The following is a 16,539-nucleotide window of genomic DNA, read 5'->3' on the forward strand; positions in this document are numbered from 1 at the left end:
AAGCTGGTAAGACCCCTCATAGACGATGAGGTTGATAGGTTCGGTGTGGAAGCGTGGTAACACGTGGAGCTGACGAATACTAATCGGTCGAGGACTTATCCACACACTCTTAGCAAGCATGCGTATTCAGTTTTGAAGGAATGACCTTCAACGTTCCTCGGTAGCTCAGTTGGTAGAGCAATCGGCTGTTAACCGATCGGTCGGCGGTTCGAGTCCGTCCCGAGGAGCCATTGATGCTCCTGTAGCTCAGTCGGTAGAGCGTTTCCATGGTAAGGAAGAGGTCGCAGGTTCGATTCCTGTCGGGAGCACCAGAAAAATCCCCAAGAAGTGAAGTGAATCTTCGCAGATTAGTCCTAGTACTTTTCGGGGGACCCGTATTAATTAAAATGGCCCGTTGGTGAAGCGGTTTAACACAGCAGCCTTTCACGCTGTCATACAGGGGTTCGAATCCCCTACGGGTCACCATACTTTACCCCAAAAAGTGAAGTGAAGCTTCGTAGCAACACCGAGTACTTTTCGGGGGCCCCAACAACTGTTTGGGGATCGTGGAGGCTTAGCTCAGCTGGGAGAGCATCTGCCTTACAAGCAGAGGGTCGGCGGTTCGATCCCGTCAGCCTCCACCACTTTTAAGTGAAAAATGGGGAGATAGTGAAGTGGCTAAACACGGCAGACTGTAAATCTGCTCCCTCCGGGTTCGGCGGTTCGAATCCGTCTCTCCCCACCATTTTTTATTTTTGGCACATTGGGGTATAGCCAAGCGGTAAGGCAACGGACTTTGACTCCGTCATTCCTAGGTTCAAATCCTAGTACCCCAGCCATTTATGAGAGCCATTAGCTCAGTTGGTAGAGCATCTGACTTTTAATCAGAGGGTCGAAGGTTCGAGTCCTTCATGGCTCACCAGTTTTTACCCCAAAACATGTGCCCTTAGCTCAGCTGGATAGAGCGTTTGACTACGAATCAAAAGGTCGGGAGTTCGAATCTCTCAGGGCACGCCACTTTACCCCAAAAAGTGAAGTGAAGCGTGGTAGTGTACTCCGAGTACTTTTCGGGGGCCCCACAACAAAAATAATGTCGGGAAGTAGCTCAGCTTGGTAGAGTACTTGGCTTGGGACCAAGGGGTCGCAGGTTCGAATCCTGTCTTCCCGACCAGTTTTAATCCTACACTTGTTGCCTTTTTTTGAGTTTCTTTGCGGGTGTAGTTCAATGGTAGAACTCCAGCCTTCCAAGCTGGTCGCGTGGGTTCGATTCCCATCACCCGCTCCATAATTAAACGATAAGCGAGTGACCACTATGGTCGCTCGTTTTTTTATGCTCACGAAAATAACCTCCAGGAAGGGCTCCGCATCCCTTTTTGGAGGTTATTTATGCAAATTCCTGTCGAGTTGAGTCATATCCCTTTTCGAGGCTACAATAAAAGCGTAGAAGCAAGAATGAGCGAAGGGAAGTGCGGCACTTATTATGAACAAAAACATTAGTATTGTGGGCGTACCAATGGATCTTGGGGCAGATCGTCGCGGCGTAGATATGGGGCCAAGCGCGATTCGCTATGCTGGCGTAGTAGCTCGTTTAGAAAAAATGGGATTGAATATTGAAGATCGTGGAGACATTTTTGTAACACGTCCTCACCATTTTACAGAAACCGATAATCATAAATATCTGGATGAAGTAGTCGAAGCCAATGAGAAGCTGGCTGAAGTTGTAAGCGACATCATGCAAGGGGGACGTTTTCCTCTCGTATTGGGCGGGGACCACAGTATCGCTCTCGGTACAGTTGCTGGCGTAGCGAAGCACGTGAAAAATCTGGGGCTCATCTGGTTTGACGCTCATGGAGATTTGAATACAGGTGCCACCTCTCCGTCTGGCAATATCCACGGAATGCCACTCGCTGCGAGCCTGGGATATGGTAATGAGCGTCTAACAAACATCGGTGGTTACACAGGGAAAGTAAAGCCTGAAAACGTAGTAGTGATCGGTGCACGCGATTTGGATGCAGGCGAGCGTGAATTGATCAAACGTATCGGCATGAAAGTATTTACAATGCACGAAATCGACAAGCTCGGCATGGCACGTGTCATGGATGAAGCGATTGCTCATGTATCCAAAAATACCGATGGCGTGCATTTGAGTCTTGACCTCGATGGTCTTGATCCACATGATGCACCAGGCGTGGGTACACCGGTAATCGGGGGCATTTCGTACCGTGAAGGTCATGTATCCCTGGAAATGCTCGCTGATGCAGACATTCTCTGTTCAGCTGAGTTTGTAGAAGTAAATCCGATCCTCGATCGCGAAAACATGACAGCTCGTGTGGCGGTTGCACTCATGAGCTCCGTATTTGGAGATAAACTCCTGTAAGGAACAAAATACTTTTGCGAAACAAAAGAGAGGCATAAAATGGCCTCTCTTTTTTACGTTTCCGCATCTTTACATTGGTGGGAGAAAGCAGTACATTCTAAGGATGGAGATGCAGTTTGTTCAATAGATGGTCAAGCTGTACACTTAGTTCCACTAGTTCTGGGGTAATGGACCGCTGTTCCTTGTACTGATCGTTCAGTTTTTTTCGTAACTGTTCAATCTGGAGGAGAACATCCTTTTTTGACATTGCGCTCTCTCCTTTACAGCGTCATGATAAAAAGAGCAGCCATCACTAATATATTGAGGAAACAAGTGTTCATATTCCTCTATTTCCCAACAAATTATCTTCACAAACACATTTTGATACGAAACCATTTGCAGTATCATCCGTATATAGGATTACGGTATTGTGGGGAGGATCGCATGGATTTTGTAGAGAAACGGTTAACTCAGCGTGCAAAGCGTGGAGACCGCGAAGCTTTTGCCGAGTTAATCGAGATTTATAAAGACAAGATATTCCAGCTAGCGTATCGTATGGTCGGAAATCGCCAGGATGCAGAAGATATCGCGCAAGAGACTTTTCTGCGTGTCTATGCGAATTTGCATTCATACGATGACAGCTACAAGTTCTCCACATGGATATACCGGATTGCGACCAATTTATGTATCGACCGTGGCCGAAAGAAACGACCCGACTTTTCATTGGATGAAGAAACCGAACCAGGTCAAGGCATGGACTGGTATTCGCGTTTATCCTCTAGCGAACGAACGCCAGAGGAAAAAGTCGTGACCCAGGAACTGCAGGAGACAGTACAGGATGCTCTGTCCCATCTGCAGCCCAAGTATCGCTCGATTATGATCTTACGCTATATTGAAGATCTATCGTTACAAGAAATCAGCGATATCGTAAAGCTTCCCATTACTACAATCAAGACGAGGATACATCGCGGGCGTGAGGCTTTACGTAGCAAGTTGCGATTGATGTGAGAAAGGAGAAATCACGATGGAATGCCGGGATATGATTAGCCTTATCCATGAATATCTGGATGGGGACACTGATGAACTTGCCAATCAGCATTTGCAAACACATATGAAGACTTGTGTGAGCTGCCGCCAACATATGCATGAGTTGCAGCGGGCCATCGCTTTTGTACAAAGTGCTTCACATATTCATGTTTCTTCTGATTTTACGGCACGTGTTCTTGCGCAATTGCCTGCTCCGACAAAGAAAAACCTGTTTTCGAGCTGGTTGCGGAACCATCCGTTCCTAACGGCTGCAGCGGTCTTTTTCTTTTTAATGACCGGCAGTTTATGCGCTAATTGGTTTGACCGAGATAACATTTTGCAGGTATCCTCATCGAATATGGATAAGCTAAAAATAGATCGTGAGCGTAATGTCGTTGTAGTCCCAGCTGGAATCAGCATTGATGGGGATTTGGTCGTACGAAACGGCAACGTTGAAGTCCAAGGTGAGGTACATGGTAATGTAGTCGCTATAGAGGGGAAAGTATTTGTGGCATCTACGGCGCAGGTCGTTGGAAATACCGAATCCATTGAAGCCATCTTCGATTGGATCTGGTATGAGGTGAAAAATATTGGAAATGACTTGCTTCCAGCTTTGCCATAGGAGAAAATAGAGAGTACAGCTATCGACAGCACGGCAGTGGAGCCGTGCTTTTTCCACAGGAGATAGACTGATTTATTGCGATGGAGCGAGATATGGGGGCTTCGTTATGATATCCATGGACTATGGCGACCTATTACGGTATGGAACGGATATTTTACTCGTTACATACGTGATTTATAAAATTATCATGCTCATTCGTGGTACGCGCGCAGTACAATTGCTAAAGGGAATTATGGTGATCGTAATCACCTGGCTTCTCAGCAAATACTTCCAGCTGAAAACCTTGCACTGGTTGATGTCACAAGCTTTTACCTTCGGGGTATTGGCGGTCGTCATCATTTTTCAGCCTGAATTGCGTCGTGCCTTGGAGCAATTGGGACGCGGCAAGCTTTTTTCCCGTTCCAGCAGTATTCAGGATGACGATGTAGTTAACCGTCTCGTCCAGGAGGTATGTAAATCCGTTACATACATGGCCAAGCGCCGCATCGGGGCTCTGATCGTTATCGAACGAGAAACAGGCCTAAATGACTACGTTGAGACGGGTATCGCCATCAATGGACGCGTGAGCTCGGAGCTATTGATCAATATTTTCATTCCGAACACGCCACTACATGATGGTGCGGTCATCATGCGCAAGGATGTGATCCTGGCAGCCGCCTGTTATTTGCCATTGTCCGAAAACAACTCTATCTCCAAGGAACTGGGGACTCGCCACCGTGCTGCGATTGGTGTGAGTGAGGTTTCTGATGGCATTTCGATTATCGTTTCGGAGGAGACGGGACAGGTGTCTTTTGCCACGCATGGCTCGATGAATCGCAATCTGACGGAGGCGCAATTGGCAGAGATGCTGACGGAACAGCTCCAGCCTTTGTCGAAGAGCAAATCCATGGGAAGTCGTTGGCAATGGAGGCGAAAACATGGATAAGTGGTTGAACAGTCATTGGTTTGCACGTGCAGTAGCGCTGCTTCTGGCTGTCATGATGTGGATGGTTGTCAATCTGGAAACGGAACAGACAACCCTCCCGGAAGCAGCTAGTCAACCTGTTTTGATCGATAGTGTCAATTTGCATGTCAAATACGATACGGATCGCTTCCAGGTTGTGAAGCAGCAGCGAACGGTGAAGGTAGCATTGGAGAGCAATAACCCTTTTTACAAGCATAATTTATTCCCGGCCGATTCCTATGAAGTGTATGTCGATGCTACCAATTTAGGCAAAGGAACACACCGGGTACCCGTGCAGTATAAAGGATTTCCGGATGAGGTAAAGGTCGGAATTATCCCGAACATCGTGGAAATTACGCTGGAAGAGAAAAAGACTGTGGAGCGGGAAGTCGCTGTAGAAATGCTGGGACAGGTGGCACCTGGCTATACAGCAGGTGAGCCGATTGTAAAGCCATTCCGTGCTCTGGTACGGGTTCCTGAAAGTCAGGTAGACAAGGTCGCCGCAGTAAAGGCTTCAGTCGATCTGGAAGGGGCTACATCAGCAATTAAGACTACAGTACCACTCAAAGTAGTGGACAAGTCGGGGAATGTGATACAAGGAGCCGATGTGGTGCCACTCACCGTGGAAGTGAACATCCCAGTAACAAGTCCGTTCGTCAAGGTGCCGATCAAATTAAACTTGACGAATGAAATGCCAAATGGCTATAGTTTGGCTAGTGTGGATATGAATGTGGATGAAGTGACTGTGTTCGGGCCAAAGGAAGTGATTGACGCTTTGAAAGCGACCACTTACCCCGGACCAGAGATTGATCTTAGTAACATTACATCAGATCGTCTATTAGAGCTAAAGATACCGATAATGGATAACATCGTAAAGGTGGAACCGGAGTATTTAAAGGTATCGCTCAAGGTTGTTCCATCTACAGTCAAGCGCTTGGAAAAAATCCCGATCCGCATTAGCGGACTCTCAGAGGACATGCAGGCCAAAGTGCTATCCACAGATGGTCAAGAAATGTCTACAATCGATTTTGACGTCATAGGCGCCGAGCAGGTACTCGGCAATTTGAGACAGGAAGACTTGCAGGTAGTTGCAGATGTGAGCAATATGCCAGCGGGTGTTTATGAAGTAGCTTTAAACTACATTTTTAATCAGTCTGATTACATCATGACCTCAGCAAGCGCACCGAAGAAGGTCACAATTGAAATCACGAACAAGCAAAGGTAGACATAAGCTGTTGTGTGCACAAGGAAGGAAATGAGGGACAAACATGGGGAAGTATTTCGGAACAGACGGTGTACGTGGAGTGGCAAATACGCAGCTGACACCCGAGATGGCATTTAAAATTGGACGCGTTGGCGGCTACGTTCTCACCAGACACAAGCAAGAAGGGAAACCAAAAGTAGTCATCGGCCGCGACACGCGTATTTCTGGTCAAATGCTGGAAAGTGCTCTTTTGGCCGGCTTGCTATCGGTTGGAGCAGAAGTGGTCAGATTGGGTGTTATCTCCACCTCAGGTGTTGCGTATCTTACACGCGCACTCGGTGCAGATGCGGGTGTCATGATCTCAGCCTCGCACAATCCGTTTCCGGATAACGGAATCAAGTTCTTCGGCAGCAACGGTTTTAAACTGTCCGACGAAGTGGAAGCAGAAGTGGAACAATACTTAGACGCGGCAGAAGACACATTGCCTAGACCGACAGGCGAGCTCATTGGTACGGTTCTGGAATTTTTGGAGGGAGGACAAAAGTATCTCTCTCACTTGAAAAGTACAGTTTCCGAACGATTTGACGGCTTGAAGGTCGTGCTTGATTGCGCGAATGGGGCAGTTTCTTCGCTAGCAGCTCGTCTGTTTGCTGATGTGGATGCAGAAGTGATTACGATTGGGGCTAACCCAAATGGCGTCAACATCAATGAACAGTGTGGCTCTACCCATCCTGAGCGTTTGCAGGAAGAGGTACTGAAGCATAAAGCAGACCTGGGTCTTTCCTTTGACGGGGATGCGGATCGCTGTATCGCGGTAGATGAGAATGGGGAAATCATCGACGGCGACTACATTATGGCGATTTGTGCACGTGCGCTCAAGGCAAAAGGGAAGCTGAACAACAACACCATCGTAACGACTGTAATGGCCAATATGGGCTTTTTCAAAGGGATGGAGGAATGCTCCATCAATACAACGAAAACGGCTGTAGGGGATCGCTATGTGGTCGAGGAGATGCTGCGTGGTGGCTACAACCTCGGCGGCGAGCAATCCGGACACATCGTTTTCCTCGATTACAACACGACAGGAGACGGCCTGTTGACTGGCCTGCAGCTCTTGAACATCATCAAGGAGTCGGGCAAGCCTTTGTCTGAGCTGAAACAAGTGATGGTCAAGTATCCGCAGCTGCTGATCAACGTACGCGTTGAGGACAAGTCCAAGCTCAATGGAAACGTGGCGATCGAGCAAGCGATCCGCGAAGTAGAAGAAGAGCTGGCTGGAAATGGACGTGTACTGGTACGCCCATCCGGAACAGAGCCTATCGTTCGCGTCATGGCAGAAGGTCCAGACGCTTCTCAATTGGAAGGTCTGGTTCACCGGATCGTGGATGTAGTGAAACAAGAACTCGTGTAAAAAAATAATGGAGAGGGAGTGGTGCGATGCCACTCCCTTTTGCATACATGTAAATGACGAAGAATATTGTCGCTTACAGAGATCTGTGGTACAGTGTTCATGTGCATATGCATATGCACAATTCGTTTCTAAGAAGACAAAGGGGGAGGAGCGGGGAAGAGGACGATTGCCAGTAAGCTTTAAGGACTGTTGACAAGCGCCAGCACTGTGGCTGCCCGACATGGAGCCCAGTGGACGAGGTGGAGGTTTATCGAAGAATTCGGCGGATACCTCCCGGCAGCAGTATCACTGCCGCAGAGTGCACGGACAAAACATCTGGGTGACCGGATGGACAAAATCGTGCGTGTGATACGTAAGAATAGCCACGGATGAAATAACAAGAACGAATCATAAATAGATAAAACGTGGAATGGCGGGGGCACACCCCCGTACCATTGGCATTGGGTTGTGTCCCCCGTCATATGGAAGGGGACCATTCAATTATGTGCGGAATCGTTGGATATATTGGAACTAAACAAGCGCAAGATATCGTTATCGGAGGACTTCGCAAGCTGGAGTATCGCGGGTATGATTCGGCTGGGCTCGCTGTTGTGAACGAGAGAGGATTGGAGCTGGATAAAGCACAGGGACGTCTAGCTGTGCTGGAAGAGCGTCTGGAGTCGCATCCATTGACCGGAAATATGGGGATTGGGCATACCCGTTGGGCAACGCACGGAAAACCGTCTGATGAGAACTCCCACCCTCACACGGATGCAAAATCGTCCTTTGCTGTTGTTCACAACGGAATCATCGAAAACTTCCTGCCACTCAAAGAGGAGCTTTTGGCAAAAGGCTATACGTTTACCTCTGAGACGGATACAGAAGTCATCGCTCACTTGCTTGCTGACATGTACGATGGAGATATCGTCTCGACAGCACGCAGAGCTGTACAGCGCATGCGTGGTGCTTATGCACTCGGAATCATGACCGAGCATGAGCCAGATAAGCTCGTAGCCATCCGTTTGGCTAGCCCGCTGGTTGTTGGGGTAGGTAATGGTGAAAGCTTTATCGGTTCTGACATTCCGGCCATTTTGGAGCATACGCGTGACGTGTACATTTTGAACGAAGGCGAAATGGCTGTGCTGACTCGCGACGGTGTGGAACTGATGCACGCAGAGACCGGGGAAAAAATTGAGCGTGAGCTGTTCCATGTCGAGTGGGATCTGGTACAAGCGGAGAAGGGCGGATACGATTCCTTCATGCTCAAGGAAATTCACGAACAGCCGCAAGCCGTTCGTGATACGATGGGTGCTCGCATTGATCCAGAACAGAAGCGCGTGATTTTGCCTGAGCTGAAAATGAGCGATGCCGAGCTGGCGATGTACGATCGCATCTACATCGTGGCATGCGGTACTTCTATGCACGCAGGTCTCGTAGGTAAGGATGTCATCGAAAAATGGACCCGTGTACCGGTTGAAGTCGCAGTCGCTTCCGAGTTCCGCTATCGCGACCCGATCTACACGGACAAGACGCTGATGATCGTAATCAGCCAATCTGGTGAAACAGCCGATACGCTGGCTGCGCTGCGCGAGGCGAAAAAGAGCAACGTGAAAGTCATGGCTATCACCAACGTGGTAGGCAGCTCCGTAGCTCGTGAGTCCGACGAAGTGATCTTCACTTGGGCAGGTCCAGAGGTAGCAGTAGCCTCTACCAAAGCATACACCTCGCAAGTTGTAGCCCTCTATCTGTTCAGCCTGTACTTGGCGCAGGTAAAAGGCACAATGACAGCGGCTGAGGTTGCTGAGGTTGTAGATCATCTCGAGGAGATCCCGGCAAAAATCGCTTCTATGCTAGAGGATGCAGATCAGGTTCGTCATTTTGCAGAGAGCACAAAAGGGGTAAGCAGCCTGTTCTTCATCGGCCGCAGCCTCGACTATGCTGTATCGCTGGAAGGCTCTCTGAAGCTGAAGGAAATCTCCTACATCCACTCCGAGGCGTATCCGGCTGGTGAACTGAAGCACGGTACTCTTGCGCTGATTGAAGATAATGTACCTGTAGTCGCTCTGGCAACACAACCAGACATCTACGAAAAAATGGTGAGCAACATCGTAGAAGTCAAAGCGCGTGGCGCACACGTGCTGGGCTTTGCTACAGAAGGCAACTACGATTTGATCAAGAGTGTGGATGAGGTTATTTACATGCCGACTACACTCCCGATGCTCACACCGATTCTGACCGTCATTCCATTGCAATTGCTTGCTTACTACGCGTCTGTCGCTCGTGGCCTGGATGTGGATAAACCACGGAATTTGGCTAAGAGTGTTACGGTGGAGTAAGGGTAAGAGAGTAGTTTAATGTTGTTGACCGTTTACAATAAAGTATTGGTCTGAACAATATAGCCTTGTTCTACGTCCAATAATGCAATAAAGTGTTGTTTTATGACTATAGAGGTTACAAGTATGAAGCGCCCTGAGGAATTAATCAGGGCTTTTCTTTATGGAGAGAATTGTATTTGCAAAATAAAGTCGGTAGAGTGATTAAAAATGTCTAAAGAAAAAAAGTATTAGACTGCCGCCACTTCATTATGCAAACGGATAGAATAGTTCAATTAAAACTGGGGTTCGCCGGGTTCCCACAAACGCTTATTCAATTTGTAGCCTCCCGGAGTTGTTATGTTTTATGTAAAGGACGGATGTCCTATGCAAACTTTTAACTTATGTGGTATTTAATTTAAGGATACTACATGACGGGTGTCTATTTACATCACAGTAGTCAGGTTGCTTGCAGGCCAGTACATTCCAAAAGACTGTTTAATAGCAAAATACATAGGGGGAAAGACATGGTCTTTTTAAAAAAACTAGGACATCAGGTGTTTTTAGTACTTCTAGCTCTAATGCTTATTTTTACCGCAGACTCATCAATGGTGAATGCAAATTCTAACGAACAGAAAGTTGATTTTCATGAAGAGACCATTACTTTTGTAAGCGGGACCGGGGAATACAGGGAAACATTACATGGAACGGTACTCATTCCTAATCAAGTTGGACGAAAGGCTGGAATTGTTCTTGCGCATGGTTCTGGAGTTGGCGATCCTGGGAAGGGTGGAAATCAAACAGATATTCGTAAAGAAGCAGAGGTTTTTGCCCGAGCTGGCATCATAACATTGATTTATAACAAGAGGAGTAAAGGATATTCTAAGACAAATCGTTCCTATGAATTGTTAGCCCAAGATCTTATTGCAGGGGTGAAATTTCTCCAAACCCGATCAGATATTGATAATAAGAAAGTAGGAGTTTGGGGCTTAAGTGAAGGCGGTTGGGTTGCACCACTAGCAGCTTCACAAACAGATGATATTGCATTTGTTATCACAAGTGGTGCGCCGGGCATTTCTCCAGCCCAACAACAAACTTGGAATATGGAAAATCGGTTGCGTCATCAAGGCGTCCAATCGACATCTGCTATTCATTCTCTTGTATACAATGGAGCAGGCGTCGTGTTTTCACTATCTGGGTCAGAAGCGACCTATAATCCTGTTCCCCCATTACAAAAAATTCATCAACCATTCTTAGCTATCTGGGGTAGCAAAGACCGACAAGTGCCACCTGCAGAGAGTGCAGAGATTTTCAAAAATGCTTTAGACAAAGCCGGTAATCGAAACTATGTGTTACAGTTTATTGAGGGTGCAGATCATTCCATTTACAACAACACAGATGACGGCTTTGTCTCCCTGAAGACACTTTATCCAGGTTATGCGGAAGCGATGACCTCATGGTTATTTCATGTAATTAATGACCAACCGCCGGTAGCCCAAACGGTTGGACAAACACCTTTACAAATGAGTAATAGTCTGACAGATCTTACAACCGTCCATTGGTATGATTACTATTGGTTTCAACTAGGTATATCAGTACTTTTTCTGTTGATTTTTATAGGATGTTATTTCGTTTCCATAAAGGATCGATTAAAAAAGATAACAAAGGCTCCTTCTTCCATTCAAAGATTGGCTGGCTGGACTGCTTTAACTGGGATGATCTCCATTCTTAGTTTCTGGATGTATCTTATTTCCCTGTGGATGAATGGAGGGAGAGATATAGGATGGGTTATTGCCGGCATTCCATTTTTATGGATTGTTATTCAGCTATTGGCTACTATTACGGCAGTATTAATCATCCTGCTCATCATTTCTTGTTTGAAAAATCAAAGGAAGCAACAAACGAGTGCGCGTGTAAAATGGATACTTTATGTAGGGATTCCTTTTATTCCTTGGTCAATTTACTGGCACTTATTATTTTTTTGAATAGCATTATGGTCAAAATAGCGTCGCCTTTGCGCAATTAGATCGGACATAAAATAAAAAAGTTAAGCTATCGGGAACGCTAGCTTAATAAAACAGCAGCGAGTCAAAGACTTTTTTTCAGGTCTTAGGTCGCTGCTGTTTCAATTAGCTGTGTTTACAAGCACGGAGAAGCCGGCTACATAAATACAAAAATATTAGTAGGACTGATCGATTTAATGGCCACAGACGTTGACTGTATTCGATTTCTTAAGACCGTTTCTTTTCTGATGCAAAATATAGCAGGGCAAGGACAGGAAAAACAACTCCAATCCATAAAGCTGCATTCCATCCCCCTACGGCGTAAGACCAACCACCAATAGCAGATCCAATAGCACCCCCGAAAAAGAATATCGCCATAAAGAGTCCGTTCAATCGACTGCGAATCTCTGGTCCCAACGAGAATATCTCACGTTGTCCAAGCACAAGGTTCGCGGAAACACCGGCATCCAAAATAATGGCTGATACGACTAGCGCAGTGATCCCAACTATAGAACTGGACTGAAATAGGAGAGGCAACAAAACAGAAACGATAACGGCAATGATAGCAACCCCAGTTGCGGGTTTTGTCCAGCCACGATCCGCAATCCGTCCAGCTACTGGTGCAGCAAGGGATCCAGCTACTCCTACAAGCGCGAACAGCGCGATGGCTTTCTGCGAAAAATGAAAGGCAGGACTAGACAAGAGCAAAGGAATTGTTGTCCAAAAAAGGCTGAAGGTAGCAAATAAACAGGCATGGTAAGCGGCTCGACGTCGTAGGATCGGTGTAGTGACCAGGAGCTGCCACATGGAACCAAGCAAGGCTGTATAGGTTATGTCTGAATTCGGATTTCGAGTAGGTAGCACCTTCCACAGAACGATCGCTAAGATAAACACTGCTGTTGCAGACAAGGCAAAAATGGCATGCCAGCCAAAAGCGTCCGCTACAAGGCTCGATAATGGGCGCGAGAGCATAATGCCCAACAACAGACCGCTCATGACATTACCAACTACGCGGCCACGTGTAGCATCTGTTGAGAGATAGGAGGCAAAAGGTACCAGAACTTGGGCAGCGACTGAGCCCAACCCGATAAAAAGGGAAACGATAAGAAATAGTGTAGCTTCTTTTGTCACAGCCGCAGCACCGAGAGATCCAGCTGTAAAAAGCAACGCTGTGAAAACCAGCTTTCGGTTTTCAAGTATATCCCCCAAGGGAACGATAAACAGCAATCCGACAACGTATCCGATTTGCGTTAGTGTCACTATGAAACCAGCGCTGCCAGCAGACAGCCCAATAGAAGAACGAATCAATCCAACTAAAGGCTGAGCATAATAAAGATTGGCTACAATAATGCCACATGCTGTTGCTAGAAGTAAGGTCAGCCAAGTAGGGATACCCTTTTCAATAGCATTATTTCTCGTAGGATTCATACTCTCACTCTTTTCTTTAAATAGTGGTGGGATTGTAGGGGATATCAAGCCTCCAATCCCATGAGAAGATACCACCAAAATAGAAACTAAACGTTTAGTTTTGTTATTACAAACAAATAATATACTGAACGTTTAGTTTTGTAAATAACAAATAACGATTCCTTTTTCAACCGCAGTAAGTATACTAGACGTATAGTATATTTTTAGAGGAATGATGAATGTGCAAGGAAAAAGAGGGCGTCCGCGCAATGTAGAAACGCATAAGTCAATCCTTTCCGCATCCTACGAGCTCTTGCTGGAAGATGGCTTTAAAGCGGTCACCGTAGATAAAATTGCGGAGCGAGCGAAAGTTAGCAAGGCAACGATATACAAATGGTGGCCAAACAAAGCTGCTGTCATCATGGAAGGGTTTCTTTATGCTGCAACTGTGAGATTACCTGTTCCTGATACGGGCTCAACATTTCAAGATATTCTCATTCACGCGACCAGTTTAACGAGGTTTTTGACAAGTAGAGAGGGAAACATAATCAAAGAGTTAATAGGAGAAGGGCAGCTGGATTCCAATTTGGCGCTGGAATATCGAGAACGGTTTTTCCAGCCGAGACGCATGCAGGCAAAAGAGCTTTTTGAGAAAGGAATACAGCGAGGAGATTTGAAAGAGAATCTGGATGTTGAATTATGTATCGATCTTGTTTATGGTCCGATTTTTTATCGTCTGCTTATAACCGGGGATGAGTTGAATGATTCCTATATGCATGATCTGGTAACAAACGCATTTGAAGGAATCCGATCGAAATGAGCGATACAAAGACTAAATGACGTGTTTTTGTTTCAAAGGACAGTGGTATCTAGGACTTAATTATTGAATCCTAGATTGCCACTGTTTATTTATTAGATGGAGAGGGGGTGAACAGCTTTAGCGTCGGGATGACACCTCCCCTAAGTTTCGGTCGTTCTACCCCGACTATCGTAATGGTAAGCACCATTAAATGAAAGAGGTCACCAGGATAGTGTCCCTACAATGTTGAATAACGGAGAAAACAATACCCCACTGGAGAGACAATGGATAGTTGGTTTCTTCGTTGCAAGCAAGAAAGCTAGCGGAACACAATTTAGCAGTACATTCCGGGCATTGGCTTGAGGTTTCGCATAGCGGCCCAGTTCTGCTGGATCTTAATGATTCTCATAGCTAACACCTTCCGCAGTTCACCCAATATTACCCAATCCGTGATATGATTTTAAAGACAAGCGAATAAGCTTTAATAGAAAGGGATATTAGGAGGGCGGCCAGTGGAATTCATTAAATTAAATTGTCCCAATTGTCAGGGGGACATTGAATATAAAGAAGGGAAGAAGTTCAAATGCCTGTATTGTGGAACTGAATTATTGTTGAAGGAGAATAACGTCTATTACGTTGACCAGACGATTAATAATTATTATGGAACCGCCCCTGCACCGGCACGACCAAAATCGAACGCAAAGATCCTTCTTTTGCCGCTCATCATCATTTGTGTGGTAGTTGGATATTTCTTTTTGACCAACAATCAAACAGAGTACAGCATCCAAAAAGAGGTACCTGTTCGAACGATGCCTGAAAGCGAAGTTCTCCTATTTTTCCTAAAGGACATTTTTGATAAAGGGGCAGCGATGCCAACAGAAGAGGAAATCGCAACGATCCGCTATTTGTCTGCTTATCGTGATAACGATCAGTGGCACATCGGCTACAGCTTTGATGATCCGTTTACGAATGAGCAAACGGAAATCTCCAACTATGTCATTACGGATAAGCTATTGAATACACAAAGGATCGAACAAAAAGACTTTGAGGCATTTAGCGGGCTAACAGTGTTAAAACTGATGAATGAATACGAAATTTCAAAAAGTGACCGAGTTAGCTTTCGACATTTAAAAGGGTTGAAAAGCTATACAGGCGGCTTTAACGAATCATTTAGTTCGTTTGCACATTATTTTGGCGATAAAGCAAAAATCGTAGAACTTTCCACACAAATTCGAAGTAATGAGGAAATGGCTTTATTATTACAGTTCCCGAATCTGCACTCACTTGAAATTTCGTATGTCGATGAGTCTGTTACCGACTTCCATATCCTGAATCAGCTGTCATCATTAAAATCATTGTCTTTAACAGGCATTAAAGATTTGAAGTGGCTGTCATCATTAACTGGTTTAACGTCATTAACACTCGATAATAGTGATGCGACAGATTTCAGTTCGTTTTATGCGCTAAGTCAATTGCAAAAATTAAAGCTTACGCTGGTGAGAAATTTAAAAACACTTGATTTTGTACAAAATATGCCAAACCTGCAGTCGCTTGATCTTGAAAATCTTGACATTACGAACTTAGAACTCCTGAGAAATAAGCCATCATTGACGAAGCTGCGGTTAGCTTCTCTCTATCAAGTGGATTCCTTTGAGGTTGTGAATAGTCTGCCTTCACTGACCGAATTGTCAATAACGGGTTACAGTGGTACTGCATCACCGATCACAACGCCAAATTTAAAGAAAGCGGAACTAAAAGACTCATTCTTGCCAAAGTTAGAGGCGCCCGCTTTAAAATCTTTAACGGTTTACATAAGCGGGGCGAGTGATAATCTGAATGGGACAGATTTAGTGAAGTTTCCCCAGCTGGAACAGCTTTCAGTGATGGAGCGTGGAGAATTTGTAGGCATTCGTTCTTTAAACCGTCTGCCGAATTTGCAAACATTAAATTTGGATGAGACGGCCTTCTACAGTGAAACGAGTGCATTATTCAATTTGCAGCATGTAAAAACGTTAAATTGCAATAAATGTTCGTTTCAATTAAATAGTGACAAGCCTTTTACGAATCATACGCTGGAACATTTAACGTTGAATAACCCATCTTTTCGCATAGGCAATGGAGATTGGCTGCATGAAACAGATAAGATGATGCCTTACTTTGCTGATTTTACGGCTCTGCGTTCATTTACGATGCAAGACACCTCGCTTGGATATTTAAGTTTTATGAAAAATTGGCAGCAAATTGAGGAGCTTCATTTGGAAAATAACGCGATTTCCAATATAGAGCCTTTATTGAAGCTGCCTAATTTAAAGAAGCTATATATCTTGGGGAATCAAGTGCAAAACAAATCTGTACTTGGCAAGGGAGTTTTGATTTATTGAGGTAACGGTCTTAATAAAAACAAGACGCTAATGATTGCGCCATAGTTGCCCTGGCAAAAAGCGCAAGTTCAATATGGAGGCAGGGGAACTCAATCAGGTGGAGAATACCCTAATCAC

At 45.6% G+C, this 16,539-nt stretch carries 13 protein-coding genes, 10 tRNA genes and 1 rRNA gene; 22 read left to right on the forward strand and 2 right to left on the reverse strand.

Annotated elements, in window-relative coordinates; all coding sequences use genetic code 11:
- From C3B52_RS25765 to rocF, 12 genes are all read left to right on the forward strand, one after another.
- Nucleotides 1-103, forward strand: a 23S ribosomal RNA gene (locus tag C3B52_RS25765); the annotation flags it as partial.
- Between the two features lie 51 nt (nucleotides 104-154).
- Nucleotides 155-230, forward strand: a tRNA-Asn gene (locus tag C3B52_RS25770).
- Between the two features lie 5 nt (nucleotides 231-235).
- Nucleotides 236-311: transfer RNA gene (locus tag C3B52_RS25775), tRNA-Thr, on the forward strand.
- A gap of 77 nt (nucleotides 312-388) precedes the next feature.
- Nucleotides 389-465, forward strand: a tRNA-Glu gene (locus C3B52_RS25780).
- Between the two features lie 82 nt (nucleotides 466-547).
- Nucleotides 548-623: transfer RNA gene (locus C3B52_RS25785), tRNA-Val, on the forward strand.
- A gap of 16 nt (nucleotides 624-639) precedes the next feature.
- Nucleotides 640-724, forward strand: a tRNA-Tyr gene (locus C3B52_RS25790).
- A 19-nt stretch (nucleotides 725-743) separates the two neighbouring features.
- A tRNA-Gln gene (locus C3B52_RS25795) sits at nucleotides 744-818 on the forward strand.
- 7 nt (nucleotides 819-825) lie between these two features.
- Nucleotides 826-901: transfer RNA gene (locus C3B52_RS25800), tRNA-Lys, on the forward strand.
- An 18-nt stretch (nucleotides 902-919) separates the two neighbouring features.
- Nucleotides 920-996 (forward strand) — tRNA-Arg (locus tag C3B52_RS25805).
- A 77-nt stretch (nucleotides 997-1,073) separates the two neighbouring features.
- A tRNA-Pro gene (locus C3B52_RS25810) sits at nucleotides 1,074-1,150 on the forward strand.
- Between the two features lie 40 nt (nucleotides 1,151-1,190).
- Nucleotides 1,191-1,264 (forward strand) — tRNA-Gly (locus C3B52_RS25815).
- Between the two features lie 195 nt (nucleotides 1,265-1,459).
- Entirely contained in the window at nucleotides 1,460-2,356 is an 897-nt protein-coding gene (rocF, locus tag C3B52_RS25820) for an arginase (protein WP_103109253.1), read from the forward strand.
- 97 nt (nucleotides 2,357-2,453) lie between these two features.
- Here the strand turns inward: rocF and C3B52_RS25825 are convergent, their stop codons facing one another.
- Nucleotides 2,454-2,603: an aspartyl-phosphate phosphatase Spo0E family protein gene (locus C3B52_RS25825; protein ID WP_103109254.1), complete on the reverse strand. Its 150-nt coding sequence runs from the start codon at nucleotides 2,601-2,603 to the stop codon at nucleotides 2,454-2,456.
- Nucleotides 2,604-2,779: 176 nt separating this feature from the next.
- Here C3B52_RS25825 and sigW point away from each other — a divergent pair, with 176 nt between their 5' ends.
- The 8 genes from sigW to C3B52_RS25860 all read left to right on the forward strand — a co-directional run bounded on the left by sigW (nucleotide 2,780) and on the right by C3B52_RS25860 (nucleotide 11,817).
- Complete coding sequence (gene sigW / locus C3B52_RS25830; RefSeq protein ID WP_103109255.1) at nucleotides 2,780-3,343, forward strand: RNA polymerase sigma factor SigW; 564 nt, start codon at nucleotides 2,780-2,782, stop codon at nucleotides 3,341-3,343.
- A 16-nt stretch (nucleotides 3,344-3,359) separates the two neighbouring features.
- Nucleotides 3,360-3,983 carry a zf-HC2 domain-containing protein gene (locus tag C3B52_RS25835; protein ID WP_103109256.1) on the forward strand — a complete coding sequence of 208 codons (624 nt, stop codon included), beginning with the start codon at nucleotides 3,360-3,362 and terminating at the stop codon, nucleotides 3,981-3,983.
- A 106-nt stretch (nucleotides 3,984-4,089) separates the two neighbouring features.
- Nucleotides 4,090-4,908: a diadenylate cyclase CdaA gene (cdaA, locus tag C3B52_RS25840; RefSeq protein ID WP_103109257.1), complete on the forward strand. Its 819-nt coding sequence runs from the start codon at nucleotides 4,090-4,092 to the stop codon at nucleotides 4,906-4,908.
- Nucleotides 4,901-6,151, forward strand: a complete 1,251-nt coding sequence (locus tag C3B52_RS25845) for a CdaR family protein (RefSeq protein ID WP_103109258.1) — start codon at nucleotides 4,901-4,903, stop codon at nucleotides 6,149-6,151. Before cdaA ends, C3B52_RS25845 begins: the two co-directional genes overlap by 8 nt.
- Before the next feature lie 43 nt (nucleotides 6,152-6,194).
- Nucleotides 6,195-7,541, forward strand: coding sequence for a phosphoglucosamine mutase (gene glmM, locus C3B52_RS25850; protein WP_103109259.1), 1,347 nt, complete (start codon nucleotides 6,195-6,197; stop codon nucleotides 7,539-7,541).
- Between the two features lie 189 nt (nucleotides 7,542-7,730).
- Complete coding sequence (locus C3B52_RS36790; RefSeq protein ID WP_164684928.1) at nucleotides 7,731-7,913, forward strand: hypothetical protein; 183 nt, start codon at nucleotides 7,731-7,733, stop codon at nucleotides 7,911-7,913.
- A 110-nt stretch (nucleotides 7,914-8,023) separates the two neighbouring features.
- Complete coding sequence (gene glmS, locus C3B52_RS25855; protein WP_103109260.1) at nucleotides 8,024-9,856, forward strand: glutamine--fructose-6-phosphate transaminase (isomerizing); 1,833 nt, start codon at nucleotides 8,024-8,026, stop codon at nucleotides 9,854-9,856.
- A 503-nt stretch (nucleotides 9,857-10,359) separates the two neighbouring features.
- The gene (locus C3B52_RS25860) at nucleotides 10,360-11,817 is read left to right on the forward strand and encodes an alpha/beta hydrolase family protein (RefSeq protein ID WP_164684929.1); all 1,458 of its coding nucleotides are present in this window, start codon (nucleotides 10,360-10,362) and stop codon (nucleotides 11,815-11,817) included.
- 246 nt (nucleotides 11,818-12,063) lie between these two features.
- Here the strand turns inward: C3B52_RS25860 and C3B52_RS25865 are convergent, their stop codons facing one another.
- A complete protein-coding gene (locus C3B52_RS25865) occupies nucleotides 12,064-13,263 on the reverse strand; it encodes an MFS transporter (RefSeq protein ID WP_103109262.1) in 1,200 nt (399 codons plus the stop codon).
- Nucleotides 13,264-13,474: 211 nt separating this feature from the next.
- On the opposite strand from C3B52_RS25865, the gene C3B52_RS25870 reads away from it, so the two are divergent.
- On the forward strand, nucleotides 13,475-14,062 hold the full coding sequence (locus C3B52_RS25870; protein WP_103109263.1) for a TetR/AcrR family transcriptional regulator: 588 nt from the start codon (nucleotides 13,475-13,477) through the stop codon (nucleotides 14,060-14,062).
- Nucleotides 14,063-14,553: 491 nt separating this feature from the next.
- The gene (locus tag C3B52_RS25875; protein ID WP_103109264.1) at nucleotides 14,554-16,422 is read left to right on the forward strand and encodes a leucine-rich repeat domain-containing protein; all 1,869 of its coding nucleotides are present in this window, start codon (nucleotides 14,554-14,556) and stop codon (nucleotides 16,420-16,422) included.
- The last annotated feature ends 117 nt before the right edge of the window (nucleotides 16,423-16,539 follow it).

Source organism: Brevibacillus reuszeri, from assembly GCF_002897295.1.
In the GTDB taxonomy this organism is placed as follows: domain Bacteria; phylum Bacillota; class Bacilli; order Brevibacillales; family Brevibacillaceae; genus Brevibacillus; species Brevibacillus reuszeri_A.